This is a genomic window from Xanthomonas albilineans, from assembly GCF_002939705.1.
Taxonomy (GTDB): Bacteria; Pseudomonadota; Gammaproteobacteria; order Xanthomonadales; family Xanthomonadaceae; genus Xanthomonas_A; species Xanthomonas_A albilineans.
Genome location: NZ_MDCB01000010.1, coordinates 12,075 through 36,167, shown reverse-complemented (window position 1 = coordinate 36,167; position 24,093 = coordinate 12,075). Strand labels below are relative to the sequence as shown.

Sequence of the window (24,093 nt, the reverse complement as noted above, 5' to 3'; positions counted from 1 at the left end):
CGTGGCGGCCATCGCCATGCAGCATCGCAGCGGCGCGGGGCAGCACCGACGGCGACACACCGCAGCGCAGCATTGCAATCCGGTTATACGCAAGCCGATTTAAAGCATTGGTCGCCGCCTCATGCGGTCCTCTATGCTCGATCCGCCGTGGACAGCGGCACCGCCCATCGCACGGGAGAACGAACGCGAACGCAAGACAGCACGCTGCACGTGTGACGCCAGCGCTTCGCGTGTTTCCAACGCTCGGCGTTCATACGTGTGCGCTGCGCGATGGGTATAGCGTCGGCGACACGCTGGCGCAAGCCACTGTCTACGCGCCACCCTTCCCTAGCGCGATACCGCGCTGGCCAGTATTGAGGAGATTCCGATGTACTCGATCCGTTCGCTGCACCACCTCGCCACGCATTGGCGGCAACGCCTGGCACTCATCGCCCTGGCGACACTGACGCTGAGCGCCGCACTGACGCAGGCCGACGCGGTCGAAGTGCATGGCACGCTGGCCGCCGACCACCCAGGCGCGACCGTCTCGCGCAACCTGTTCGGCCAATTCGCCGAACACTTGGGCAACGGCATCTATGGCGGCGTGTGGGTCGGTCCGGAGTCGAAGATTCCCAATACCCACGGCTACCGCAACGACGTACTGGCCGCGCTGAAGGCACTGGACGTCCCGACCATCCGCTGGCCTGGCGGCTGCTTTGCCGACGAATACCACTGGCGCGACGGCATCGGCCCGCGCAAGCAGCGCCCGACCAGCGTCAACACCCATTGGGGCGGCGTCGAGGAACCGAACAGCTTTGGCACCCACGAATTCATGGACTTCACTGAACTGGTCGGCGCCCAGGCCTACGTGGCCGGCAACGTCGGCGATGCGGCGCCGGACGAGATGGCGCAGTGGGTGGAGTACATGACGGCACCGACGCACTCGACCCTGGCCGAGTTGCGCCGCCACAATGGCCGTGATGCGCCCTGGAAGCTGCCGTTCTTCGGCGTCGGCAACGAGTTGTGGGGCTGCGGCGGCAACATGCGCGCCGAGTACGCGGCGGACGTGTTCCGCCGCTACCAGACCTTCGTCAAGTCGCCGGCCGACCAGAAAATCCTCAAGATCGCGCCAGGCCCGAGCGACAACGACTACCACTGGACCGAAGTGATGATGCGCGAGGCCGGCAAATACATGGACGGCCTGAGTCTGCACTACTACACCATCCCAGGCGGCTGGCCGCCGCGCGCCTCGTCCACCACGTTCGACGAGACGGCATGGATCGAAACGCTGTCGCGCACGCTGACGATGGACGAACTGATCGCCAAACACAGCGCGATCATGGACAAGTACGACCCGGACAAGAAAATCCCGCTGGTGGTCGACGAATGGGGGACCTGGTACAAGGGCCTGCCCGACGTCAACCCAGGCTTCCTGCGGCAGCAGAACACGCTGCGCGATGCACTGGTGGCTTCGCTCAATCTGGACATCTTCGTCGCCCATGCCGACCGCGTGCGCATGGCCAATATCGCGCAGATGATCAACGTGTTGCAGGCGATGATCCTGACCGATGGCGACAAGATGCTACTGACGCCCACCTACCATGTATTCGCAATGTACAAGCCGTACCAGGATGCGACCGCATTGCCGCTGCACTTGCAGACGCCCGACTACAAGCATGGGAGCTACACCGTGCCGGCCGTGCATGGTTCGGCGGTGCGGGCCAAGAACGGACACATCTACGTGGCACTGACCAACCTGGACCCCAACCACAGCGCCGATGTGGCGATCAGACTGCAAGGCGTGCAGGCGCGCCACGTCGGCGGCCGCCTCCTGAGCGCACCGGCGATGACCGCGCTCAACTCCTTCGCGCAACCGCAGACGGTACAGCCCACCGCCTTCGCCGGCGCCAGCGTGCGCGGCGACACGCTGCAGGTGACGCTGCCAGCCAAGGCCATCGTGATGCTGGAGTTGCAGTAATCGCGTATCACGGCAGTGCCAACGCGCTGCCGCTGCCGCGAAGGCATGATTCGCAAGATGGCGCGGTCGTCGTCGCAAAAGCAGCTCGCGGCGGCGGCGGCACGGTGCAAGCCCCGTGGACGCTCGCGCAACGTCGGCACACCCGCGCCATGCCGCAACCACAGCGACGCTGGAGATGCATGGATTTCGCCACGCCGCGCTCCTATCATCCGCGCAGCCATTCGAGACCCACCCCATCGTGACCACACCGCAACTGTCGGTCTATTTCTTTCTGCAAGCCGCCGCCATCCTGCTCGCGTGCCGGCTGGTCGGCATGCTCGCCAAACGCCTGGGCCAACCGCAGGTGGTCGGCGAGATGATCGCCGGTGTCGCCCTGGGGCCATCGCTGTTCGGCGCGGCGCTACCGGGCCTGCAGCAGGCGCTATTCCCCAAACCCACACTGGACATGCTCTACGTGGCCGCGCAGTTCGGCGTGGGCCTGTATATGTTTCTGGTCGGCACCGATTTTCGCAGCGCGCATTTGCGCGCGCGCTACCGCAGCGCGATGCACGTGTCGCTGGCCGGCATCGCCGTGCCATTCGCGCTCGGCTTCCTGCTAGTACCATGGTTGCTGCATGTGCCGGGCTTGTTCTCGGCCAAGGCCAAGATCGTGGACGCCTCGCTGTTCCTTGGCGCGGCGATCGCCATCACCGCATTCCCGATGTTGGCACGGATCATCCACGAGCGCGGCCTCACTGGCAGCTCGCTCGGCACCCTGGCGCTGACCGCCGGTGCAATCGACGATGCGGCGGCTTGGTGCATCCTCGCCATCGTACTGGCGAGTTTCGGCGGCAGTTGGGGCAGCGCCTATCTGGCAATCGGCGGTGGCGTGGGCTATGCGCTGTTCATGCTATTGCTGGGGCGGCATGGGTTGCGTCGACTGGCCGATCATGTAGATCCCGACCAACCTCTGAGCACCAGCGTGCTGGCCGTGGTCCTGATGCTGTTCTGCCTGAGCGCCTGGGCGATGGACGCAATCGGCATCCACGCGGTGTTCGGCGGTTTCCTGCTCGGCGCCTGCTTGCCCAAGGGCGCGCTGACCGAAAAATTGCGCGCGCAACTGCAACCGTTCGTGGTGGTGTTCCTGCTCCCGATGTTCTTCACCTTCTCCGGACTCAAGACGCAACTCAGCGTACTGCTGGACCCACAAATCCTGCTGTCCGCCGTGGCGATCCTGCTGGCCTCGTTCCTGGGCAAGGGCATCGCCTGCTGGGCCGCGGCACGCGCCAGCGGCGAGAACAACCGCGACGCCATGGCAATCGGCGCACTGATGAACGCACGCGGCCTGATGGAGCTGATCATCATCAACATCGGCCTACAAGCCGGGGTCATCGAACAAGGACTGTTTTCGATCCTGGTGCTGATGGCCATCGCCTCCACGCTGATAGCCACACCGCTGTTCAACTGGGTGATGCGCCATGACGGCACGCACGCGACAACATCGACCATGGCCGGCAACAGCAACTAGCCAGCAATCTGCGCTCAACCTTCTGCCGCACCACCAGGCCCACGCCGGGTCAACAAGCGCTGCAACAGGCAGAACACCAACAGCAGCGCGCCGATCACGATCCGCGTCCACCACGAACTGAGCGTGCCGTCGAATACGATCAGCGTCTGGATGACCCCCAACATCAGCACGCCGAACAGCGTGCCGATCACATAACCGCTGCCACCGGCGAGCAGCGTGCCGCCGATCACCACGGCGGCGATCGCATCCAGTTCCAGCCCCGACGCATGCAGGCTGTAACCGGACAGCATGTAGAACGTGCATACCACCCCGGCCAACGCCGAACAAAAACCGCTGAAGGCATACACCCGGACCTGAGTGGCATCCACCGGCAACCCCATCAGCCGCGCCGAGGCCTCGCTACCGCCCAGCGCATACACGCAACGACCAAAGCGCGTGCAGTGCGCCAGCCACATGCCCAGCGCCACCGTCGCCAACGCGATCAGCGCGCCGACCGAGAGCGACACGCCAGCCGCAACCGGCACGCGGGTTTGTGCGATCGCCATGTACAGCGTATTGGTGATCGGAATGGAATCGACGCTGACCAGATAGCTGGCGCCACGCGCCAGGAACATGCCAGCCAACGTGACAACGAACGGCTGCAAACGGTAACGCTGGATCAGCACCCCCATGCCAGCACCGAAGGCGGTGCCGATCAGCAACACCAGCGGGATCGCCGCCAGCGGCGACCAACCGTGGCGTTCGACCAGCGACGCCGACAACACCGTGGTGAACGCCAACGCCGCACCCACCGATAAATCGATGCCGCCACTGAGGATCACCAGACTCATGCCGACCGCGACGATGCACAGGAATGCATTGTCGATCAGCAGATTGGCCAATACCTGCGGCGACAGGAAACCATCGTAGAGTACGCCACCGGCGCCGAGCATCGCCACGAATAGAACCACTGTGATCGCCAACGGCAGACGCGCGCCATGCAGCAACGCTCCGGCCCGGCGCAGGCCATCCAGCATGCCCTGCACGGCAACACGCGGTGCGGGCGCGCTCATCGCACCCTCCCGGCAGACGGTCGCCGTACCCAACCGCGCACGCTGGCACGGAACCGTGGCGACTGCAGCAGCATCACCGCGAACACCAGCAGCGCCTTGATCAGCATGGTGACCTGCGCCGGCACGCCAAGCGCATAGATGGTGGCGGTCAGGGTCTGGATGATCAGCGCGCCGATCACGCTGCCCGCAAGGCTGAAGCGGCCGCCATCGAGCAAGGTACCGCCAAGCGTCACTGCGAGAATCGCGTCCAGTTCCATCAGTTGCCCGGCATTGTTGGCATCGGCGCTCTTGACGTTGGAACTGATCAACACCCCGGCCAGGCCCGCGCTGAATGCGCAGAACACGTACAACAGCACCGAGATCAGCCGCGCCTTGACCCCGGCCACGCGCGCGGCACGCGGATTATGGCCGATGGCCCGCACGAACAAGCCCAACGCCGTGCGTCCAAGCAACAACTGCAGGACAAGGAAAACCGCCGCGACCACGAACAGGGCAAACGGCAACCCGAACAGGAACCCATTGCCGAGATAAAAGTACGGCGCGTAGTAAATGGTCAAAATTTGTCCATCGCCGATCAGCTGAGCGATACCGCGTCCGGCCACCATCAGGATCAGCGTGGCGATGATCGGCTGCATGCCGATCTTGACCACCAGCAGCCCGTTCCACAGTCCGCACAGCGCCGCGACCAGCAGCGGCGCGAACAGCACCACCCAGAATGGGAAGCGGCTATGTTCACTGCCACCGATCGTCCAGGCCGCCACCATGGCAGCAATCGCCACCACCGCGCCGACCGAGATGTCCAGGCCGCGCACCGCGATCACCAGGGTCATACCCAGCGCCACCAGCGCCAACGGTGCGGCACGATTGCCGATGTCGATCAAGGTCCCGTACAGATGTCCGTCGCGCCATTGCAACGACAGAAAACCCGGATTCCACACGCCATTGCCGAGCAGCAGCAACGCCAAGGTCGCCAGCGGCCAGAACAAAGGATGCGCGCACAGCCACGCCAGCCATCGCTGTGGATTCGCAACCGACGCGCTGGCCGCATTCATGCCACCGCGCTCCCGGCGATCAGATCGAACACCACTCGCTCGCCGCAGCCGCCTGGCAGTTCGCCGACCAGGCGGCGCTCGCGCAGCACCGCGATCCGGTCGGCGATACGCGCAATCTCGGCGACCTCGGCAGAAATGAACACCACCGCCATGCCCTCGCGCGCCAACGCCAGGATGCGGGCCATGATGTCCTGCTTGGCCGCGATGTCGATTCCGCGCGTGGGTTCGTCCAGGATCAGCAACCGCGGCTGCGTCGCCAACCAGCGCGCCAGCACCACTTTCTGCTGATTACCGCCGGACAACAGGCCCACCGGCGTTTCCACGCTGGCGGCCTTGATCCCCAACGCCTCGACGAAGCGCTCGGCGATGCGCCGCTGTTCCGCCGGGGCCAGGAAACGGCGCAGGCCCCTGCGCGCCTGCAGCGCCAAGACGATGTTCTCGCGCACCGATAGTTCAGCGACGATACCATCGGTCTTGCGTTCTTCCGGACACAATGCGAAACCATGACCAATCGCATCGGGCGGACCGCGCAACACCACCTCGCGGCCATCGATGAGTACGCGCCCGCACTCGGCACGATCCAGACCGAACAGGAGCCGAGCCAGTTCGGTGCGACCAGCGCCGAGCAGACCGGCCAAGCCGAGCACCTGCCCACGATGCACGTGCAGATCGGTCGGATGCAGGTGGCCGCGCCGGCCCAGCCCCTGCACCTGCACCAGCGCTGGCCCCTGCTCGACCAGCGGCGCAGCGGCCTCAGCAGCGGTAGCCGCTGGATCGAGCACGCGCCCGACCATCGCCGCGACCAGCTGCGGCGCTGGCAGATCCACCGGCGCGTATTCCCCGACCAGACGACCGTTGCGCAAGACGCTGATACGGTCGGACACCGCATAGACCTGATCCAGAAAATGGGTGACGAACAGGATCGCCATGCCTTGCGCGCGTAATGCACGCATCACCCGAAACAAATCGGCGACCTCACCTTCGTCGAGGCTGGAGGTCGGTTCGTCGAGAATCAACACCCGAGCAGAGACGCTCACCGCGCGCGCGATCGCCACCATCTGCTGCACTGCCACCGGATACGCGGACAACGCTCGGCGCACATCAATGGCGACGCCCAGCCGCCGCAGGCATGCCTGCGCATCGCGCTCGACCCGCCGCCAATCGATCCGCCGCAGCCAGCCCTTCATCGGATAGCGGCCAGCGAAGAGATTCTCCGCCACCGACAGGTTCGGACACAGATTCACTTCCTGGTACACGGTGCTGATGCCCAAGCGCTGCGCCTGCAGCGGCGAGGCCGGCGCGATCGCCACGCCATCGAGCGCGATGCGCCCCGCATCGGCCGCGACCACCCCGGTCAACAGCTTGATCAGGGTCGATTTGCCGGCGCCGTTCTGGCCCATCAGCGCATGGATCTCGCCGCCGCGCAGGCACAACCCGACATCCTCCAGCGCAGCGACGCCGGCATAGGCCTTGCTCAAGCCCTGCGCATCCAGCACGACCGGATTCATGCGCGTGCCCGTCAGTATTTGCGTTTGGGCAGTTCGGCCGCGGCCTGCGCCTGGGTGTACACCGCCTCCTGGACCACGATGCGCTTGGGCAGCGACTTACCGGCCTTGATCTCGCGTATCGCCTGTACCAATTGCGGGCCGAGCAGCGGATTACATTCCACGGTGACGTTGAGCTTGCCGGCCTGCATGGCCTCGAACGCGCCTTTCACTCCATCGATGGAGATCACCAGGATGTCCTTGCCCGGCTTCAATCCTGCCTCTTCGATCGCCTGGATCGCACCGATAGCCATGTCATCGTTATGCGCGTACACCACGTCGATGTGGCGGCCTTCGGCTTTCAGGAACGCCTCCATCACTTCCTTGCCCTTGGCCCGGGTGAAGTCGCCGCTCTGCGAGCGCACCACTTGAAAGCGCGGATTGCCGGCGATGACCTCCTTGAAACCGCGCATGCGGTCGATCGCCGGCGCCGACCCCACCGTGCCCTGCAATTCGACGATGCGCACGGGCTGATCGCCATCCTTCAACGGCGACTGTTGCAGCAACCAGCGGCCGGCCTTGCGCCCTTCCTCGACGAAGTCCGAGCCGATCAGGGTGACGTACAGGCTCTGGTCGGACACCTTCACCGCGCGGTCGGTCAGCACCACCGGAATATTGGCGACCTTGGCCTCGCGCAGCACGGTCTCCCAACCCGATTCCACCACCGGCGAAAACGCGATCACGTCCACGCGCTGGGCAATGAACGAGCGCAAGGCCTTGATCTGGTTTTCCTGCTTCTGCTGGGCATCGGAAAACTTCAACTTCATTCCGGCATCGGCGATGGCCTGCTTGATCGAGGCGGTGTTGGCGGTGCGCCATTCGCTCTCGGCGCCCACCTGGCTGAAGCCGACCGTGATCTGTCCCGATGCCTTGCCCGCGTCCTTGCCGCCGCCCGAGCATCCGCCCAGGGCCAATCCCAGCATTGCCAGCATCCCCAACATCGCCGCACGCATTCCCGAGTTCTGCATAGCCCTTCCTCACTGTGTTGGCGCGCGGGTGGCGCATGCGGCGTTCGCGCCGCAGCGGCCGCCTGGCCTCCCAGGTCGGCGCGCGCATGGGACCGATCTCTACAACACGCGCACACCGCCCAAATCGAACCCGGCGGGCACCCGCTGCAACGGATTGACCAACGCCGCGCCCAAGGCAGGCAGCTCGATCTCGAAACGATCACCCGGCTGCGTCTGCACACCGTCGGCGAAACTGAGCGTGGCGGTACCGAAAAAATGCAGATGCACATCGCCCGGCACGCGGTGCGCGGCGTACTTGAAATGGTGGTATTCGAGATTGGCCAGCGAATGACACATATTGGCTTCTCCGGTGACGAACGGCTTCTCCCAGATCACCGCATCGCCGCGACGGATGCGGCTGCTACCGCGCAGGTCGCGCGGCAATTCGCCGCTGCGCAGTTCCGGCCCCACCGCGCAGGCGCGCAACTTGGAATGGGCAAGATACAGATAGTTCTGCCGCTCGGTGACGTGGTCGGAAAATTCGTTGCCCAGCGCGAAGCCGAGCCGGCACGGCACACCGTCGGCAGCGATCACGTACAGCCCGACCAATTCCGGCTCCTCGCCGCCATCCAGGGCGAAATCCGGCGACGGCAGCGCGGCGCCCGGGGCCACCAGAATGCTGCCATCGCCCTTGTAAAACCACTCCGGCTGGGCGCCGGGCCGGCCGTCGCGCGGGATGCCCCCTTCCACGCCAAGCTGGAAGATCTTCATCGAATCGGTGAGCGTACCGGCATCGGCCTGCTGCTGCAGGTTCTGGTGCATGGCATCGCGGGTGGCGGCGCTGCCCAGATGGGTCAGGCCGGTGCCGGTGACGCGACAGTGCGCCGGGTCAGGATGGGTCAACGGCGACAAGACCCGGCCGCTCGCCAGCAACTCGGCGTAATCCAGCACACGCTCGCTGCGTAGGCCCATGGCCTGCGCGTCCAGACTGCAACCGGCGGCCAGCGCTGCATTGGCCAACGCGTAGGTCGAGGCGACCTCGCGCAGCACCCGAACCTGGGTGCCCTCGGCTTCCACCACGCCCACAGCAGGAACACCGGAGGCCTCGCGCAACTGGATCAATCGCATGAATCGGTCGCCTGTCGAATACGGGGAAAATTTCGCGCGGCGCAGGAACGTCCACCAGGCGACGTGCGTGGTCATTCTGGCGGCATGACCTATATGCAACAAATATCGATTTTGGCTTAAATTATACGAACATTCGTATACTTCGGCGCATCATGCCTACCGCCACACCCTGGTTCGTCCGCGCCCGCCTCAAGACCCGTCAACTGATGCTGCTGCTAGCCATTGAGGAAGCAGGCAACATCCATCGCGCCGCCGAGACATTGAACATATCGCAACCGGCCGCCTCCAAGCTATTGAAGGATCTGGAAGACATGCTGGCCGTCCCCCTGTTCGAACGCCTGCCGCGCGGCATGCGCGCGACCTGGTATGGCGAGACACTGATCCGCCACGCACGCATCGCCCTGGCCAGCCTCAACGAGGCCGGCGCCGAAATCGAGGCGCTGAAAGCCGGGTATGCCGGCAACGTCAGCGTCGGTGCAATCGCCGGGCCGGCGATGAGCCTGCTGCCCACCGCACTGGCCCAGGTCGGCGCGCAGCATCCGTTACTGCGCGTGGCCTTGCGTGTGGACGGCAGCGACGTGCTGCTGGAACAACTGGCGCAGAACAAGCTCGACATCGTGGTCGCGCGGCTGCTCGCACGCCACGACAAGCGTCACCTGCACTATCAGGCACTGGCCGAGGAACACATCTGCGCCATCGTCCGTCCCGAGCATCCGTTGTTGGCAGGCCCTCCACCGTCGCTGCGTGCGCTGGCCGACGCCGCCTGGATCGTGCCACCGGACGGCAGCGTATTGCGCCACCGCTTCGAACTGATGTTCCAGAACGTCGGGCTGGAAGCGCCCAAACGCGTGCTGGAAACCTCCGCGCTGGCGGTGCTGCCGCAGTTGCTGCGGCACAGCGATCATGTCGCGGTAGTGCCGGTGGACGTGGCCCGGCATTTCGTCGACCACGGCAGCGTGGCAATCGTGCCGGTGGAACTATCCTGCTGCATGGATGCGTTCGGCATCATCACCCGCAGGGACTGGCTGCTCTCGCCCAGCGCGCGGATCATGCTGCAAGCACTGCAAGACGCCGCCGCCAAGGTGTATGGCATCGCCATGCCGGACGCGGAGCCGCTCACCCACGCATGACGCCAGCGCCGCAAGCAAGGACAATGCACACGTCTACCGCGTCCCTGCACGCTCGCTATAGAAGCGCGGTTGGTCGCCGCAAACGCACACACAAACGCACACATTAAGAACCCACCAGACACAGCGATCCTGTCGGACTACCGTCCCTGCGACAACAACCGTCACCAGTAGAACCCCCAACTGCGCACGCAGGCATGTGCATCAAGTCCAACCGGCATCCACCACGAACTCCTGCGCGGTGATCGCACGCGCCTCGTCCGAGGCCAGAAACAAGGCCATGCGCGCAATGTCTTCCGGCATCACTTTATCGGGCAAACACTGGTTGCGGGCCAACTCGCGCTCGCCGGCCTCGTCCAGCCACAGCGTGATCTGGCGTTCGGTCATCACCCAGCCCGGGGTCAGCACATTGATGCGGATCCGCGCTGCGCCCAGTTCGCGCGCCAGGCCACGGGTGAGACCGTTCACCGACGACTTGGCGGTGGCGTAGACCGCATAACCACCGGTCTTGGTCTGCCAGCCGGTGGAGCCGAGGTTGACGATGGCGCCGCCACCGAGCCGACGCATGCCAGGCACCACCGCCTGGATAGCGAAAAACGCGGCACGCTGGTTGATCGCCACGCAGCGCTCCCAGTACGCCGGGGTCACCGCGTCCAACGCGTGGCGGTCGTCGCTGCCGACGTTGTTGAGCAGCACATGGAAATCGCCCAGCTCGGTCGCCGCCTCGCCGATCGCCGCTTGCAGCGCCACCACATCGGTGACGTCACAACGGCGCCACCACGGCTTGACCAGGCCAGCGGCAGCCAGACGCTCGACCAGCGCCGCGCTGGCCTCGGCGGCAACATCCACGAACGCCACCTGCGCGCCCTGCACAGCGAAGGCCTCGACCAACGCCGCGCCAATGCCCGAGCCGCCACCGGTGATGAACACCCGACGCCCACGCAAGCTGCCGTATGTTGCCTGAGCATGGGAAGAAGACGCTGCGTTTGCCGAGTTGTCCATGCCGTTTCGCTCTAGATGAATGGGGTTGCCGCATGTAAAAACAAATATCGTTAACCAGATATTTGTTATTTTTCATGTATCAATATGCCCGCTAGCATCATCTGCGTAAAGCATCCGGGGGCGGCTTGCACACAGGCGGAACCCGGCGACCCGGACACGAGGAACGCCAGCATGGGCTCACCCAGCAAACCGCCACGCCGCAGCCAGGCCTGGTTCGGACGCGAAGGCAAGCAAGGCTTTTACTATCGCAGCTGGCTCAAGAGTGCAGGCCATCCGCACGACATGTTCGATGGCCGCCCGGTGATCGGCATCTGCAATACTTGGTCGGAACTGACCCCATGCAACGGCCATCTGCGTGAACTGGCCGAACACGTCAAACGCGGCGTCTACGAAGCCGGCGGATTTCCGCTGGAATTCCCGGTGATGTCGCTGGGCGAGACGCAGATGCGACCGACCGCGATGCTGTTCCGCAATCTGGCCAGCATGGACGTGGAGGAATCGATCCGCGCCAATCCGCTGGATGGCGTGGTGCTGTTGATGGGCTGCGACAAGACCACACCGTCCCTGCTGATGGGAGCGGCCAGCGTCGACCTGCCGACCATCGGCGTATCCGGTGGCCCCTCGTTGTCGGGCAACTGGCGCGGACAGCCGCTGGGCTCGGGCACCGGGGTGATCCAGATGTCGGAGATGGTCCGCGCCGGCACTCTGGCGCAGGAGGAGTTCGTCGAAGCGGAAGCCTGCATGCAACGCTCCAAAGGCAGCTGCATGACCATGGGCACCGCCTCGACCATGGCCAGCATGGTCGAGGCACTGGGCATGTCGCTGCCCGAAAATGCGGCGATCCCGGCCGTGGATGCGCGCCGCGCGCGGCTGGCGCGGCTCAGCGGTCGGCGCATCGTGCAAATGGTGGAAGAAGACCTGTGCATGTCGCAGATTCTGACCAGGCAGGCGTTCGCCAACGCGATCAAGGTCAACGCCGCCATCGGTGGTTCCACCAATGCCGTGCTCCACCTGCTTGCCCTCGCCGGTCGCATCGGGGTGCCGCTGAGCCTGGACGACTGGGACCAATTAGGCTCGCGCCTGCCGTGCCTGGTCAATTTGAAGCCATCGGGCGATTATCTGATGGAAGATTTTTACTACGCTGGCGGACTGCCGGCGGTGATGCGCGAACTCGGCGCCGAACTGGACCTGGATGCGCGCACCGTCAACGGTCGCACCCTGGGCGAGAACGTCGTGCAGGCACCGTGCTGGAACCGCGCGGTGATCCACGCACTGGATGCGCCGTTCCGCGAGCAGGCCGGTATCGCCGTGCTGCGTGGCAATCTGGCCCCGGACGGCGCGGTCATCAAACCCTCCGCCGCCTCGTCGCACCTGTTGCGGCACCGTGGCCGCGCGGTGGTATTCGAGAGCATCGAAGACATGAAAGCGCGTATCGACGACGAAGCGCTGGACATCGACGCCGACTGCATCATGGTGCTGAAGAACTGCGGCCCGCGCGGCTACCCCGGCATGGCCGAGGTCGGCAACATGCCGCTACCACCGAAACTGCTGCGCGCCGGCATCACCGACATGGTGCGCATCTCCGACGCACGCATGAGCGGCACCGCCTATGGCACCGTGGTGCTGCACGCCTCGCCCGAGGCCGCCACCGGCGGCACGCTGGCACTGGTGCGCGACGGCGACATCATCGAACTCGACGTTCCCGGCCGCTCGCTGCATCTGGAAGTGAGCGACGAGGAACTGCTACGCCGACGCAGCGAATGGACCCCGTTGCCCGCCCCGACGCGCGGCTGGAGCAAGCTGTACGTGGAGCACGTGCAACAAGCACATCTGGGGGCGGACCTGGATTTTCTGGTCGGCGGCAGCGGCGCAGAGGTCGCGCGCGATTCGCATTAGGCGCTGGACTCCAATGCAGGAGCGGTTTCAGCGGCACCTGCAGCGTGTCGCTGTGCGCTGCTGACAGCAACCTCGAACGACGCCAGCCACCACGTGCAATCGGACGCGCCTGCGCGTCACCGCAGCATCATGATCTCAGCCGGTTGCCCTGCACCATCGTCCCCCACAGCCTGCTCGACATCTACGATTTCCTGCCGTTTGCTTATCCCGCGCTGGCTTGAACAGCGCTGGCTTTAACCACGCATGGCAGCATTTCATTCAAGAACTCTACCGAAGCCGTCGCCACCGCAACGGCAAGCTGCGATTTATACGGCGACCCGATGGCATGAGCCGCGGCGGCGAACGGCAGTGCGCGTTTGTGCTGCGGGCGCGTTCCCAGTGCATCGAACATGGACAACATCGCAGGCACGGATGCCGTGCGATCTTCTGCTCCAGTTGCATCACGGTAATAGCCGAGAAACACCGGGCATTTCACCCTGGACCACGGCGGATCGGCCGCGTTTGCACTGAGCGTATCGCGCAGCGCGTTGAAGCCATCGGGATGTATCCACTGCGACCAGTAGGCTTGGACCGTCGGCGAACGCTCTCCGGGCACCTTCAACGGCTCGGTCGCCGCGCACAACTGGTCCAGGAACCCAGGGTCGGCAGCCTCCACCGCGGGCGACCACGCAACGACAGCGCCAACATCCGCAGGCCGCGTGGCCGCAAGCCAGAGTCCCAGCGTGGCGCCGAGCGAGGATCCGACGATCGCAACGACATCCCCCATCGCGCAGGCTCGATCCAGTGCCTCCAGAGCCGATGTCTCCAGGCGCCCACGGGTGAGCCCGTGCATCGCGTCCGGCGCGGCTTCACCGTGCCCCGGCCAGCGGTGGACGTAGAGATTGGCACCCAGCGCCTGCGCCATCTGCTCCGGCAGATCGCCGGCATCGCCGGGACTCGCCGAGAACCCATGAAGATAGAGAAGCACGAGTTGTCTACGAATGCCTGGTCCCAGGCGCCATTGCTCTCTGGCTGCATTGCCGGGCTTCATCGTTTGCTCCTGGGCCGCCGTGTGGCTGCATGGTGCCTGATAACAAAAAATAGCGCGTCAGCGTTGACGACATTGCCGGTCAGCCCGCCATGCCGCTGGACATGTCACCACTGCGTGCATGCACATACCGCTAAGCGCTCGCCGCCTCCAGCGCCTGCGCCAGCCGCTCCACCGCGATCACCTCCATACCCTTGACCGTGCCGATCTTGGGCGCATTGGCCTTGGACACGATGGCGCGCTTGAACCCATGCGTGGCCGCCTCGCGCAGCCGATCCTCGCCGTTGGGTACCGGGCGGATCTCGCCGGACAGGCCGACCTCGCCGAAGGCGATGGTCTTCTCCGCCAATGGCCGGTCGCGCAACGAGGACAGCACCGCCAGCAGCACAGGGAGATCGGCGGCGGTCTCCTGCACGCGAATGCCACCGACCACGTTGACGAACACATCCTGGTCGCCGACCACGATGCCGCCATGCCGATGCAGCACCGCTAGCAGCATCGCCAATCGGTTCTGTTCCAGACCCACCGCAACCCGACGCGGGTTGGACAGTGGCGAAGTATCCACCAACGCCTGCACTTCCACCATCAGCGGGCGCGTGCCTTCGCGCGTGACCATCACGCAACTGCCGGGCTGGTGCGCACTGCCACCGGACAGGAAAATCGCCGATGGATTGGAGACTTCCTTCAGCCCCTTCTCGCCCATCGCGAACACGCCCAGTTCGTTGACCGCGCCGAAGCGGTTCTTGAACGCGCGCAAGAGGCGGAAGCGGCTACCGCTCTCGCCCTCGAAGTACAGCACCGCATCGACCATGTGTTCGAGCACACGCGGACCGGCGATGCCGCCCTCCTTGGTGACATGACCGACCAGAAACACCGCGGTGCCGGTCTCCTTGGCATAGCGCACCAGTCGCGCCGCGCTCTCGCGCACCTGGCTGACCGACCCGGGCGCGGCGCTCAGCGCCTCGGTCCACAGGGTCTGCACCGAGTCGGCCACCATCAACTTCGGCCGCGCGGCGCTGGCGTGCTGCAGGATGTGTTCGATACCCGTCTCGGCCAATGCCTTGAGGCCGTCCAGCGGCAAGTCCAGGCGCACCGCGCGCCCGGCCACCTGCGCCAGCGATTCCTCGCCGGTCACGTACAGCACCGGCAACGTGCTGGCCATCTTCGCCAGCGCCTGCAGCAACAAGGTGGACTTGCCGATGCCCGGATCGCCGCCGATCAGCACCACCGCGCCTTCGACCAAGCCACCGCCGAGTACCCGGTCGAACTCGCCGATGCCAGTGGACACGCGCGCCTGGTAGCGTTGCTCCACATCCTTGAGCGCGGTGATTTTCGGCGTTTCGGCCTTGCCGGCCCAGCCGTCGCGCCGCGCAGCGGCTGGGACGCTCGCTGCGGTCGCGCGCTCCAGCACGATCTCGCTCAGCGTATTCCAGGCACCGCACTCGGCGCACTGTCCCTGCCATTTCGTGTAGTCGGCACCGCATTCGCCACAGACGTAGGCGGTTTTGGCTTTGCTGACGACGCTCTTGACCATGGGACATCCGGACGACAACGGGATGTCCCACTGTAACCGCAGCGCGTCTCGCCAGGCGAGAACGGCAAGCGCGCTGCGACGCCGATCAGGCAGCCTGGCGAAGCCGCGCCTCACCGCGCGCGTGTTCGTCCCAGACTTGGTCGATACAGTCGGCCAGACACTGCAGATCTTCCGAGGTGTGCGTGGACATCACACTGATCCGCAAGCGCTCCTGTCCACGCGGCACTGCGGGGAAATGCACCGGATTGACGAAGATACCCAACTGATGCAAGCGCATCGCCGCCGCCTTGGCATCCATGTCCGCCGGGGTATGCACCATCAGAATCGCCGAGGGTGTGGACACGTTCAAGCCCCAGCGCAAGGCGTTGAGCCGCGCGCACAGCGAAGCGGCATTGGCATGTAACTGACACATGCGCTCCGGCTCGCTTTCGATCACGTCCAATGCGCCATGCACCGCAGCGATAGTGGCGGGCGGCAACGCAGCGGAAAACATGTAAGAACGCGAGATCCAGCGCAGATATTCGATCAGCGGGCGCGAGCCGCAGACGAAGCCGCCGTTGACAGCCAGCGTCTTGCTGAATGTCCCCATCAACACGTCGATCTCTTTCGCCACGCCGAAGTGCTCGCCGCTGCCACCACCATGCGCACCGAGCACACCGGTGCCGTGCGCATCGTCGACCACCAGCATCGCCGAATGGCGCTTGCACAGCGTCACCAGATGATCCAACGGCGCCAGGTCGCCATCCATCGAATACACGCCCTCGACAGCGACGAACACGTCGCGGCCGCTGCAATCATGCTGACCCAGCCAGTGCGAAAGCCGCTGCAGATCGTTGTGCGGGAAGCGACGCGCGCTGACGCCCGCCAGCTTCAAGCCATCGAACCACGACGCATGCGAATATGCGTCGTAGTACATCCGATCACCTTCGCGCATCAGTGCGCCCGGCAGCGCCAGGTTGGCGGAAAAGCCACTGGAAAAGATCATCGCGTCTTCCTGGCCTTTGTGCGCCGCCAGGCGCTGTTCCAGTTCGCGGGTGATGCCGAGATATCCATTGAGAAACGGCGGCCCACCAATACCGGTGCCGTATTTTGCGATGGTGCGGGTGACCCGCTCGCGCACATGCGGATGATTGGCCAAGCCAAGATAGTTGTTGGAACCGAACATCAGCATGGGCTGCGCCTTGCCGGTATCGCGATCGAGCACCATCACTTGACGATCGGCAGGCGAGACGATTTCGCGGTGGTACGGCATGCGCGCATGCTGGCGATCCTGCTGGACCAGCGTATCGACGTAGCGCGCGCGCTGTCGCACGTTCATGTCGAGGTTGCCGAACAGCAGCGCGGGATCGAAGTTTTCGCCGCTTTGCGGCAAGGGATCGGAAGCTTCCAGAACATCGGCACCGGAAGCTCGCGTATGAGAAGACGACTGCATGGGGAAGGGCCTGCACAGGGAAACGCGAGTGAATTGAGAGCCCATGTAACCGGGCGCTCTACACTAGAGCGCACACCCATAAAGATTCCATCCATCGCCACATCAACTTACACGGTGACGACATAAATTTTGCGCATCCACACCAAAGCAAATGCACGATACAGCAGCACCGACGCAATACTCGCCCCCATTGCACCGATGATGCATCGGATGACACGCAGCATGGCGTGTGAGCAAATTGCGCCACACACAGTACACGACGGCACTAGGTCGCCACCTGTTACTGCATCTCGCCCATTCGATACCGGGAATGGCGCAGCGCTTCCAACCTCTACAGGCAACGCTCTGCAAGCGCCGCGATGCGATGTCCAGCACACGTTCGGCGATGCCAAGCACACACGATCACACCATACGGTCACAACGACGCGGCGACGAGTGGCGACCACCGATGCCGCCCTCAGCGCGCACGGCATCGGCAGACGCACTCGGCCATCAGCGCGTCTTGTACAGCTCGCTCAAACGATCCGGCTTGCCAGCGATGCGTTCCAGATGCGGATACAACAAGCCGCCGTGGTAATCCAGACGCAGCGTGTCGTAGCGGTCGCCACGCTTGACCAGCAGCTCCAGAGGCGCGCCACCACCCTTGGCTGCGGTAATCGCCTGCTTGAGCGCTTCCGCGCTGTACTCGCGACCAGCGACCGCGACGATGCGGTTGCCAGCCATGATGCCGGCAGCGAACGCCGGGCTATCCCATAGCACATCATCCACCTCGCCCCGCTCGTCCAGATATAGGCCCAACGAATAGGTCAGGTTGAGGCTCTTGCCGCGCGATTCGGTATTCGTGCTGGCCTCGTTCGGCTTCTCGGTGTAGACGAGTTTCCAACCACTGGCCTCGATACCACCGACCAGTGAGCCATGACCGTCGAGATGGCTGCGCAGGAAGCTGGCCCAGTCATACTTGGCAATACCGTTGAGCGCGACGACGATGTCGTCGAAGGTGTAGGTATTGACGTCCCAGGCACCGTCGTGCATGCCGAAGAATGCCTTGGCGAAATCGTCCAGCGAGCGTTTGTCGCCGCTCAGTTCGCGCAACTTCGCATCGACCTCCAGCCACATCATTTGCCCACCCGAGTAATAGTCCTCGCTCAATTGATAGCTGTCATAGGCGCGCGGCCGGCGCAGCGAGATGGTCGGGTCGTTGGTGGTGTCCTGCAGTGCGCGCCAGGTCAGGCCGGGATGGCCGCGCTGGTAGCTCGCCGCGACGTTGGCGAGTACGTCGCGCGCTTGCGTCTGCGTCCACAACCCCGAGCGCGCCGCGATCACCTGGCCCCAGAACTGGGTCTGGCCCTCGTACATCCACAACAGGCTGTCGCCCATCGGCACGTTGAAGTTCGGTGTGGCGATGTCGACGCCACGGCGATACTTGCCGTTCCAGGAGTGATTGAACTCGTGCGGCAGCAGGTCGCGCACTTGCCAGCTCTGGTTCCAATCGGTGAAATAATCCAACGGCTCTCTGTTTTCGCTGGAACGATGATGCTCCAGGCCGACGCGACCAAGTTTTTCGCTCAGCGCCAGCAAAAATTCGTAGTGATCGAAATGACGTGCGCCGTATAGCTTGTCCATCTGCTGCACCAGCACCTGATGCGCCTTGATCCCATCGGGCTTGGCGTCCAAGGCTTCAGGCTTGTCGGCGAACACATTCAGCGCCACCGGCGCCTTACTCTTTGCGTCCAGCACGATGCGTTTGTAGTACTTGCCGGCAAACATCGGCGAATCGGCCAGATCTTCCAACGTGATCGGTTTGAACGTCACCCTGTCGCCGGAACGGGTGGCGGTGTCCAACGCCGTGGCGTAGCTCCAGCCCGCAGGCAAGGTCACGCTGGCTTGGGTCATGATGTTGCGCACGTACACACCCGCCGGATACAGCATGGTGGTGTTCCACTCCAGGTTGAGCATCTCCGGAGTCATCATCACCTGGCCCTGGCCGTTGCCCTGCGAGGACAAAAACTGATACTCGGCGACGATTTCGTTGACGCCGGCCGGCACCTCGATCTTGAACGCGTACACGTCGAACTGATCGCGCGTCCACGGCAATACCTTGCCGTTGGCCTTGATGATCAATCCGGCCAGTTTGTCGAGCGGCCCGGTCGGCGAATGATTGCCGGGAATCCACTGCGGATACAGCAAGGTCATCGGCCCTGGCGTCGCCGGGATGGTGGTACGCACGCGAAAGATGCGATGCGGCAGATCGGTGGCATCGACATCGATCTTCAACGTGCCGGCAAATGGCACATCACGCGGTGGCGCGGTCTGGGCCGCAGCCTGGAACGGAGCAGTGGCGGCCAGCAGCAAGAGCGCCATCCAGGCGGTGGAATTATTCATGAACTCTCCCCAAGGGAACGATAACGGACAAGAAAACGACCATGCTATGCCTGCAACAGCACCTGCGTGCCATGCCATAGGTCATGCGCAGCAGCATTCACACCAACGGGCAGGGTAACGTCGCAGGCAAACGGCATACAACAGCGCATGCAGCCGCGTTTCACCCACGCAGCAAACACGACGCTGAGCGCAAAATGCGACAGGCCGCATGCAGGCGGCCCGTCGCAGCATCCAGGTGGGACTCAGCGGGTTCAGTGCAGCATGTTGACGTTGAGGTTGTGCAAGACCCACAGCGAGCCGACCACCACGATACCGATGATCAACAAGGAGAACAGGCCCACATGCACGTTGGAGCGCTGTTCAGGCGAGCGGTCCATGTGCAGGAAGTAGACCAGATGCACCAGCATTTGCACCGCGGCCATCACCGCGATGGCGATGACAGTCGCCCCCTTGGGGAATGCACCGCTCATCACCATGCCGAACGGGATCACGGTGAGAATCACGGCAAGGACGAAGCCGATCAGATAAGACTTCAGGCTACTGCCATGCGACGGGTCGGCATGCGCCTCGGAAGAAGGATGGTGGGCCATTACAGCGCTCCCAGCAGGTAAACGATGGTGAACACGCCGATCCAGATCACGTCGAGGAAGTGCCAGAACAGGCTCAGGCACGCCAAACGGGTGCTGTTGCGCGGGGTCAGGCCGTTCCTGGCGATCTGGATCACCAGCACCGTCATCCACAGCAGGCCCGAGGCCACGTGCAGGCCATGGGTGCCGACCAGAGTGAAGAAGGCCGAGAGAAACGCGCTACGGCCAGGACCGGCACCCTCGTGGATGAGGTGATGGAACTCGTAAAGCTCCATGCCCAGAAAGCCCAGGCCCAGGGCCGCAGTGACCGCGAGCCAGGCATACAGGCCGCCCATGCTGCGCCTGTGCGCGGCGATCATCGCCAAGCCGAAGCCCAGGCTGCTGAACAGCAGCAGGAAGGTTTCCACCAGCACAAACTTCAGGTCGAACAGTTCCTTGGCGGTCGGGCCATCCACCGTCGCGCCCGCCAGCACGGCGTAGGTGGCGAATAGGCCGGCGAAGATGAGGCAGTCGCTCATCAGGTAGACCCAGAACCCGAAGACGGTGCTGCCGCCCGTGTCGTGATGTGCGTGGTCGTGGCCGTCCGCGTGGTCGGCGTGGTGATCGAGCGTCGTGGAAGCCATGGTTCAAAGCGCCTTTGCGGCATGCGCCGCCTGTTGCTGTTCCAGCAGGGCGAAACGCGCGTTCTCGATGCGCTCAACTTCCTCTGCGGGGACCCAGTAGTCGATATCGTCATCGAAGGTGCGGGCGATGAAACTGCCGACCATGCCGACCAGACCGACGAGCGCCATCCACCAGATGTGCCAAGTCAAACCAAAGCCCAGGGCCACACCGAAGGCGCCGATCCAGAAGCCAGCCGCCGTATTGCGTGGCATGTGGATCGGCTCGTACTTGGCCGGACGCGTCCAGCCCTTGCCCTTCGCCTTGTCTTCCCAGAACTGGTCGCGGTCGTCGATGTGCGGCAGCACGGCGAAGTTGTAGAACGGCGGCGGCGAGGACGTCGCCCACTCCAGGGTGCGGCCATGCCACGGATCGCCGGTCAGGTCCAGGTTGTCCTTGCGCTTCCAGATGCTGTAAACGATCTGCAGCAGGTTGAGGAAAATACCGGCACCGATGATCGCCGCCCCCACCGCAGCCACCATCAGCCACGGTGCCCATTCCGGATGGTTGTAGCTGTTCATGCGCCGGGTCATGCCCATGAAGCCCAGCACGTACAGCGGCATGAAGGCGATGAAGAAGCCGACGATCCAGCACCAGAACGACGCCTTGCCCAGCGTTTCGTTGAGCTTGAAGCCGAATGCCTTCGGGAACCAGTAGGTCAGACCCGCCAGGTAACCGAACACCACGCCGCCGATGATCACGTTGTGGAAGTGCGCGATCAGGAACAGGCTGTTATGCAACACGAAATCCACCGCCGGGATCGCCAGCATCACGCCGGTCATGCCACCGATGGTGAAGGTGATCATGAAGCCGATCGTCCACAGCACCGGCGCGGTCATGTGCACGCGACCGCGGAACATGGTGAACAGCCAGTTGAAGATCTTCACCCCGGTCGGGATCGAGATGATCATCGTCGTGATGCCGAAGAAGGCATTGACGTTGGCACCCGAGCCCATGGTGAAGAAGTGGTGCAACCACACGATGAACGACAACACGCCGATGCACGAGGTGGCGTACACCATCGAGGCATAGCCGAACAGGCGTTTGCGGCTGAACGTGGCGATCAACTCGGAGAAAATGCCGAACGCCGGCAGGATCAGGATATACACCTCCGGGTGGCCCCAGATCCAGATCAGGTTGACGTACATCATGGCGTTGCCGCCACCGTCGTTGGTGAAGAAGTGCGTGCCCAGGTAGCGGTCGGCACCCAGCAGCGCCAGCGCCACGGTCAGGATCGGGAACGCGGCGATGATCAGGATGTTGGTGATCAGCGCGGTCCAGGTGAAGATCGGCATCCGCATCAGGGTCATGCCCGGCGCGCGCATGCGCATGATCGTCACGAAGAAATTGACGCCGGTGAGCAATGTGCCGAGGCCGGAAATCTGCAACGCCCAGATGTAGTAATCCACCCCGACGCCCGAACTGTATTGCAACTCCGACAACGGCGGATACGCCAGCCAGCCGGTCTGCGCGAACTCACCCACGCCCAGCGAGATGTTGACCAGCGCCGCACCGGACACGAACAGCCAGAAGCTCAGCGAGTTCAGGAACGGGAAGGCGACATCGCGCGCGCCGATTTGCAGCGGCACGACCAGATTCAACAAGCCGGTCATGAACGGCATGGCCATGAAGAAAATCATGATCACGCCATGCGCGGTGAAGATCTGATCGTAGTGATGCGGCGGGAAGATGCCCGGATTGCCATCGTGCGCCATGGCCTGCTGGGTACGCATCATCGCCGCGTCGGCGAAACCGCGCAGCAGCATGACCAGCGCCACCAGGATGTACATGACACCGATGCGCTTGTGGTCGACCGAGGTCAGCCACTCGTGCCACAGATAGCCCCACTTTTTGTACTTGGTGACCGCCGCCACGGCCAGCAGGCCGAACAGGCTCGCGCCCCCGAGGGCGGCCATGATGATCGGCTCGTGGTACGGAACCGCCTCGAGCGTAAGTTTGCCTAACATCACTTGTCTCCAGAAGTGCACATGGCGACCGGCTCGACCGCCGATGCCGGATGGGCGTGGTGGCCGTCCATGTCGTGGCCCTTGCCCATCATGTATTTGTCGATCAACGACTTGAACAGGCCGTTCTGCACCGAGGCGTAGTACGTCACCGGATAGGCCGCCTCGTCGTTGCGGTCGGCGGCCAGCGCCTGGAATTGGGCATGGTCCAGCGTCTTCTGCGACGCCTTGACCTTGGCCACCCAGGCATCGAAGCCGGCGCGGTCGGTGGCGTGCACCGTGAAGCCCATCTTGGAGAAGCCGTGACCGCTGTAGTTGGCCGACAGGCCGAACATCTCGCCCGGCTCATTGGCGATCAGGTGCAACTTGGTCTCCATGCCGGCCATCGCATAGATCTGCGTGCCCAGATGCGGGATGAAGAACGAGTTCATCACCGTGTCCGAGGTGATCTTGAAATTCACCGGCGTATCCACCGGCAAGGCGATCTCGTTGACCGTGGCGATGCCCTGCTCCGGGTAGATGAACATCCACTTCCAGTCCAGCGCCACCGCCTCGATGGTGATCGGCTTGACCTGCGACTCCAGCGGCTTGTACGGATCCAGCGCATGCGAGGAGCGCCAGGTGAGCACGGCCAGCACCAGGATGATCATGCACGGAATGGACCACACCACCACTTCGATCGCGGTGGAATGCGACCAGTTCGGCTCGTAGCGGGCCTTGGTGTTGGAGGCGCGATAGCGCCAGGCGAAGGCCAGGGTCATCACGATGACCGGGATCACCACCAGCAGCATCAACACGACGGAGGTGATCAGCAACGTCTTCTCGTCTTGGCCGATCTGCCCCCTGGGGTTGAGGATGGCCGAGTCGCAGCCGGCCAACAGCAGCACGGCCGGTAGTAGCAGACCGGAGCGCAGCGAACGCCGGAGTTGTTTCAACGGAATCATCGAACGATCCAACTTGCGTAAAGGAATGCGAACCACCCGAACGAAGGGCGGCGTGCCGTGCAAGGTCCGTCCGCATCTACCGCCGCATCCGGACCGGCCTGCGCGATCACCTGGGTATTTTATGCTGCCGTGCCACAATTCCGGAAGCCATGGCGCCGCCCAAGCAGGCGCAACGCCCTGGTTTGATGTGCGACACATTGCCGCACCGAGCTGCGACATGGGGTCGCAGTGGGTCGATGGACCGTTCCGGACGTCAGCATCTCACCACGCCATGAGATGAATGCAATCCAAGCCGCTCCGGGCTGGATGCGCTGCTAGGCAAGATGAGATTGCCCCTCGTGATAGATGCGT

The 24,093-nt window shown here is 63.9% G+C and carries 18 protein-coding genes; 4 read left to right on the top strand and 14 right to left on the bottom strand.

What is annotated here, in order from left to right:
* The first annotated feature begins 367 nt into the window (after nt 1–367).
* Nucleotides 368–1,957 carry an alpha-N-arabinofuranosidase gene (locus tag XalbCFBP2523_RS10145; RefSeq protein ID WP_080928060.1) on the top strand — a complete coding sequence of 530 codons (1,590 nt, stop codon included), beginning with the start codon at nt 368–370 and terminating at the stop codon, nt 1,955–1,957.
* Nucleotides 1,958–2,195: 238 nt separating this feature from the next.
* Entirely contained in the window at nt 2,196–3,464 is a 1,269-nt protein-coding gene (locus XalbCFBP2523_RS10140; protein ID WP_045766656.1) for a cation:proton antiporter, read from the top strand.
* Nucleotides 3,465–3,478: 14 nt separating this feature from the next.
* Here XalbCFBP2523_RS10140 and yjfF read toward each other — a convergent pair whose 3' ends face one another.
* The 5 genes from yjfF to araD1 all read right to left on the bottom strand — a co-directional run bounded on the left by yjfF (nt 3,479) and on the right by araD1 (nt 9,187).
* A complete protein-coding gene (yjfF, locus tag XalbCFBP2523_RS10135; RefSeq protein WP_045757871.1) occupies nt 3,479–4,516 on the bottom strand; it encodes a galactofuranose ABC transporter, permease protein YjfF in 1,038 nt (345 codons plus the stop codon).
* Nucleotides 4,513–5,568 (bottom strand): ABC transporter permease, encoded by a 1,056-nt coding sequence (locus tag XalbCFBP2523_RS10130; RefSeq protein ID WP_045765467.1) that lies wholly within the window; start codon nt 5,566–5,568, stop codon nt 4,513–4,515. Before XalbCFBP2523_RS10130 ends, yjfF begins: the two co-directional genes overlap by 4 nt.
* Entirely contained in the window at nt 5,565–7,076 is a 1,512-nt protein-coding gene (locus XalbCFBP2523_RS10125; RefSeq protein ID WP_196297578.1) for a sugar ABC transporter ATP-binding protein, read from the bottom strand. The genes XalbCFBP2523_RS10130 and XalbCFBP2523_RS10125 overlap by 4 nt, the downstream gene beginning before the upstream one ends.
* A gap of 11 nt (nt 7,077–7,087) precedes the next feature.
* Nucleotides 7,088–8,080, bottom strand: a complete 993-nt coding sequence (locus XalbCFBP2523_RS10120) for an ABC transporter substrate-binding protein (RefSeq protein WP_230596693.1) — start codon at nt 8,078–8,080, stop codon at nt 7,088–7,090.
* 99 nt (nt 8,081–8,179) lie between these two features.
* Nucleotides 8,180–9,187: an AraD1 family protein gene (araD1, locus tag XalbCFBP2523_RS10115; protein WP_045766655.1), complete on the bottom strand. Its 1,008-nt coding sequence runs from the start codon at nt 9,185–9,187 to the stop codon at nt 8,180–8,182.
* Between the two features lie 152 nt (nt 9,188–9,339).
* Between araD1 and XalbCFBP2523_RS10110 the strand changes: the two genes are divergently transcribed.
* Nucleotides 9,340–10,317 (top strand): LysR substrate-binding domain-containing protein, encoded by a 978-nt coding sequence (locus tag XalbCFBP2523_RS10110; protein ID WP_045757867.1) that lies wholly within the window; start codon nt 9,340–9,342, stop codon nt 10,315–10,317.
* A 201-nt stretch (nt 10,318–10,518) separates the two neighbouring features.
* On the opposite strand, the gene XalbCFBP2523_RS10105 is transcribed toward XalbCFBP2523_RS10110, so the two are convergent.
* Nucleotides 10,519–11,316 (bottom strand): SDR family NAD(P)-dependent oxidoreductase, encoded by a 798-nt coding sequence (locus XalbCFBP2523_RS10105; RefSeq protein WP_045765465.1) that lies wholly within the window; start codon nt 11,314–11,316, stop codon nt 10,519–10,521.
* A 171-nt stretch (nt 11,317–11,487) separates the two neighbouring features.
* Here XalbCFBP2523_RS10105 and XalbCFBP2523_RS10100 point away from each other — a divergent pair, with 171 nt between their 5' ends.
* Entirely contained in the window at nt 11,488–13,212 is a 1,725-nt protein-coding gene (locus tag XalbCFBP2523_RS10100; RefSeq protein ID WP_012915464.1) for an IlvD/Edd family dehydratase, read from the top strand.
* A 202-nt stretch (nt 13,213–13,414) separates the two neighbouring features.
* On the opposite strand, the gene XalbCFBP2523_RS10095 is transcribed toward XalbCFBP2523_RS10100, so the two are convergent.
* The 8 genes from XalbCFBP2523_RS10095 to cyoA all read right to left on the bottom strand — a co-directional run bounded on the left by XalbCFBP2523_RS10095 (nt 13,415) and on the right by cyoA (nt 23,742).
* On the bottom strand, nt 13,415–14,242 hold the full coding sequence (locus XalbCFBP2523_RS10095; RefSeq protein ID WP_045765464.1) for an alpha/beta hydrolase: 828 nt from the start codon (nt 14,240–14,242) through the stop codon (nt 13,415–13,417).
* Nucleotides 14,243–14,372: 130 nt separating this feature from the next.
* On the bottom strand, nt 14,373–15,773 hold the full coding sequence (radA, locus tag XalbCFBP2523_RS10090) for a DNA repair protein RadA (RefSeq protein ID WP_045765463.1): 1,401 nt from the start codon (nt 15,771–15,773) through the stop codon (nt 14,373–14,375).
* An 85-nt stretch (nt 15,774–15,858) separates the two neighbouring features.
* Nucleotides 15,859–17,205 carry an aminotransferase class I/II-fold pyridoxal phosphate-dependent enzyme gene (locus XalbCFBP2523_RS10085; protein ID WP_080928059.1) on the bottom strand — a complete coding sequence of 449 codons (1,347 nt, stop codon included), beginning with the start codon at nt 17,203–17,205 and terminating at the stop codon, nt 15,859–15,861.
* A 492-nt stretch (nt 17,206–17,697) separates the two neighbouring features.
* Nucleotides 17,698–19,587, bottom strand: coding sequence for a M61 family metallopeptidase (locus XalbCFBP2523_RS10080; protein ID WP_045765462.1), 1,890 nt, complete (start codon nt 19,585–19,587; stop codon nt 17,698–17,700).
* A 251-nt stretch (nt 19,588–19,838) separates the two neighbouring features.
* Nucleotides 19,839–20,177, bottom strand: a complete 339-nt coding sequence (cyoD, locus tag XalbCFBP2523_RS10075; protein WP_045765461.1) for a cytochrome o ubiquinol oxidase subunit IV — start codon at nt 20,175–20,177, stop codon at nt 19,839–19,841.
* On the bottom strand, nt 20,177–20,797 hold the full coding sequence (gene cyoC, locus XalbCFBP2523_RS10070; protein WP_012915458.1) for a cytochrome o ubiquinol oxidase subunit III: 621 nt from the start codon (nt 20,795–20,797) through the stop codon (nt 20,177–20,179). Before cyoC ends, cyoD begins: the two co-directional genes overlap by 1 nt.
* A gap of 3 nt (nt 20,798–20,800) precedes the next feature.
* Nucleotides 20,801–22,801, bottom strand: a complete 2,001-nt coding sequence (gene cyoB, locus XalbCFBP2523_RS10065) for a cytochrome o ubiquinol oxidase subunit I (RefSeq protein WP_045757863.1) — start codon at nt 22,799–22,801, stop codon at nt 20,801–20,803.
* A complete protein-coding gene (gene cyoA / locus XalbCFBP2523_RS10060; protein ID WP_012915456.1) occupies nt 22,801–23,742 on the bottom strand; it encodes a ubiquinol oxidase subunit II in 942 nt (313 codons plus the stop codon). The genes cyoB and cyoA overlap by 1 nt, the downstream gene beginning before the upstream one ends.
* Between the last annotated feature and the right edge of the window lie 351 nt (nt 23,743–24,093).

Excerpts from the sequence above, each read along its gene's own strand:
- XalbCFBP2523_RS10145 (WP_080928060.1), top strand. The coding sequence starts at position 368 with ATGTACTCGATCCGTTCGCTGCACCACCTCGCCACGCATTGGCGGCAA.
- yjfF (WP_045757871.1), bottom strand. The coding sequence starts at position 4,516 with ATGAGCGCGCCCGCACCGCGTGTTGCCGTGCAGGGCATGCTGGATGGC.
- XalbCFBP2523_RS10130 (WP_045765467.1), bottom strand. The coding sequence starts at position 5,568 with ATGAATGCGGCCAGCGCGTCGGTTGCGAATCCACAGCGATGGCTGGCG.
- XalbCFBP2523_RS10125 (WP_196297578.1), bottom strand. The coding sequence starts at position 7,076 with ATGAATCCGGTCGTGCTGGATGCGCAGGGCTTGAGCAAGGCCTATGCC.
- XalbCFBP2523_RS10120 (WP_230596693.1), bottom strand. The coding sequence starts at position 8,080 with ATGCAGAACTCGGGAATGCGTGCGGCGATGTTGGGGATGCTGGCAATG.
- araD1 (WP_045766655.1), bottom strand. The coding sequence starts at position 9,187 with ATGCGATTGATCCAGTTGCGCGAGGCCTCCGGTGTTCCTGCTGTGGGC.
- XalbCFBP2523_RS10110 (WP_045757867.1), top strand. The coding sequence starts at position 9,340 with ATGCCTACCGCCACACCCTGGTTCGTCCGCGCCCGCCTCAAGACCCGT.
- XalbCFBP2523_RS10105 (WP_045765465.1), bottom strand. The coding sequence starts at position 11,316 with ATGGACAACTCGGCAAACGCAGCGTCTTCTTCCCATGCTCAGGCAACA.
- XalbCFBP2523_RS10100 (WP_012915464.1), top strand. The coding sequence starts at position 11,488 with ATGGGCTCACCCAGCAAACCGCCACGCCGCAGCCAGGCCTGGTTCGGA.
- XalbCFBP2523_RS10095 (WP_045765464.1), bottom strand. The coding sequence starts at position 14,242 with ATGAAGCCCGGCAATGCAGCCAGAGAGCAATGGCGCCTGGGACCAGGC.
- radA (WP_045765463.1), bottom strand. The coding sequence starts at position 15,773 with ATGGTCAAGAGCGTCGTCAGCAAAGCCAAAACCGCCTACGTCTGTGGC.
- XalbCFBP2523_RS10085 (WP_080928059.1), bottom strand. The coding sequence starts at position 17,205 with ATGCAGTCGTCTTCTCATACGCGAGCTTCCGGTGCCGATGTTCTGGAA.
- XalbCFBP2523_RS10080 (WP_045765462.1), bottom strand. The coding sequence starts at position 19,587 with ATGAATAATTCCACCGCCTGGATGGCGCTCTTGCTGCTGGCCGCCACT.
- cyoD (WP_045765461.1), bottom strand. The coding sequence starts at position 20,177 with ATGGCCCACCATCCTTCTTCCGAGGCGCATGCCGACCCGTCGCATGGC.
- cyoC (WP_012915458.1), bottom strand. The coding sequence starts at position 20,797 with ATGGCTTCCACGACGCTCGATCACCACGCCGACCACGCGGACGGCCAC.
- cyoB (WP_045757863.1), bottom strand. The coding sequence starts at position 22,801 with ATGTTAGGCAAACTTACGCTCGAGGCGGTTCCGTACCACGAGCCGATC.
- cyoA (WP_012915456.1), bottom strand. The coding sequence starts at position 23,742 with ATGATTCCGTTGAAACAACTCCGGCGTTCGCTGCGCTCCGGTCTGCTA.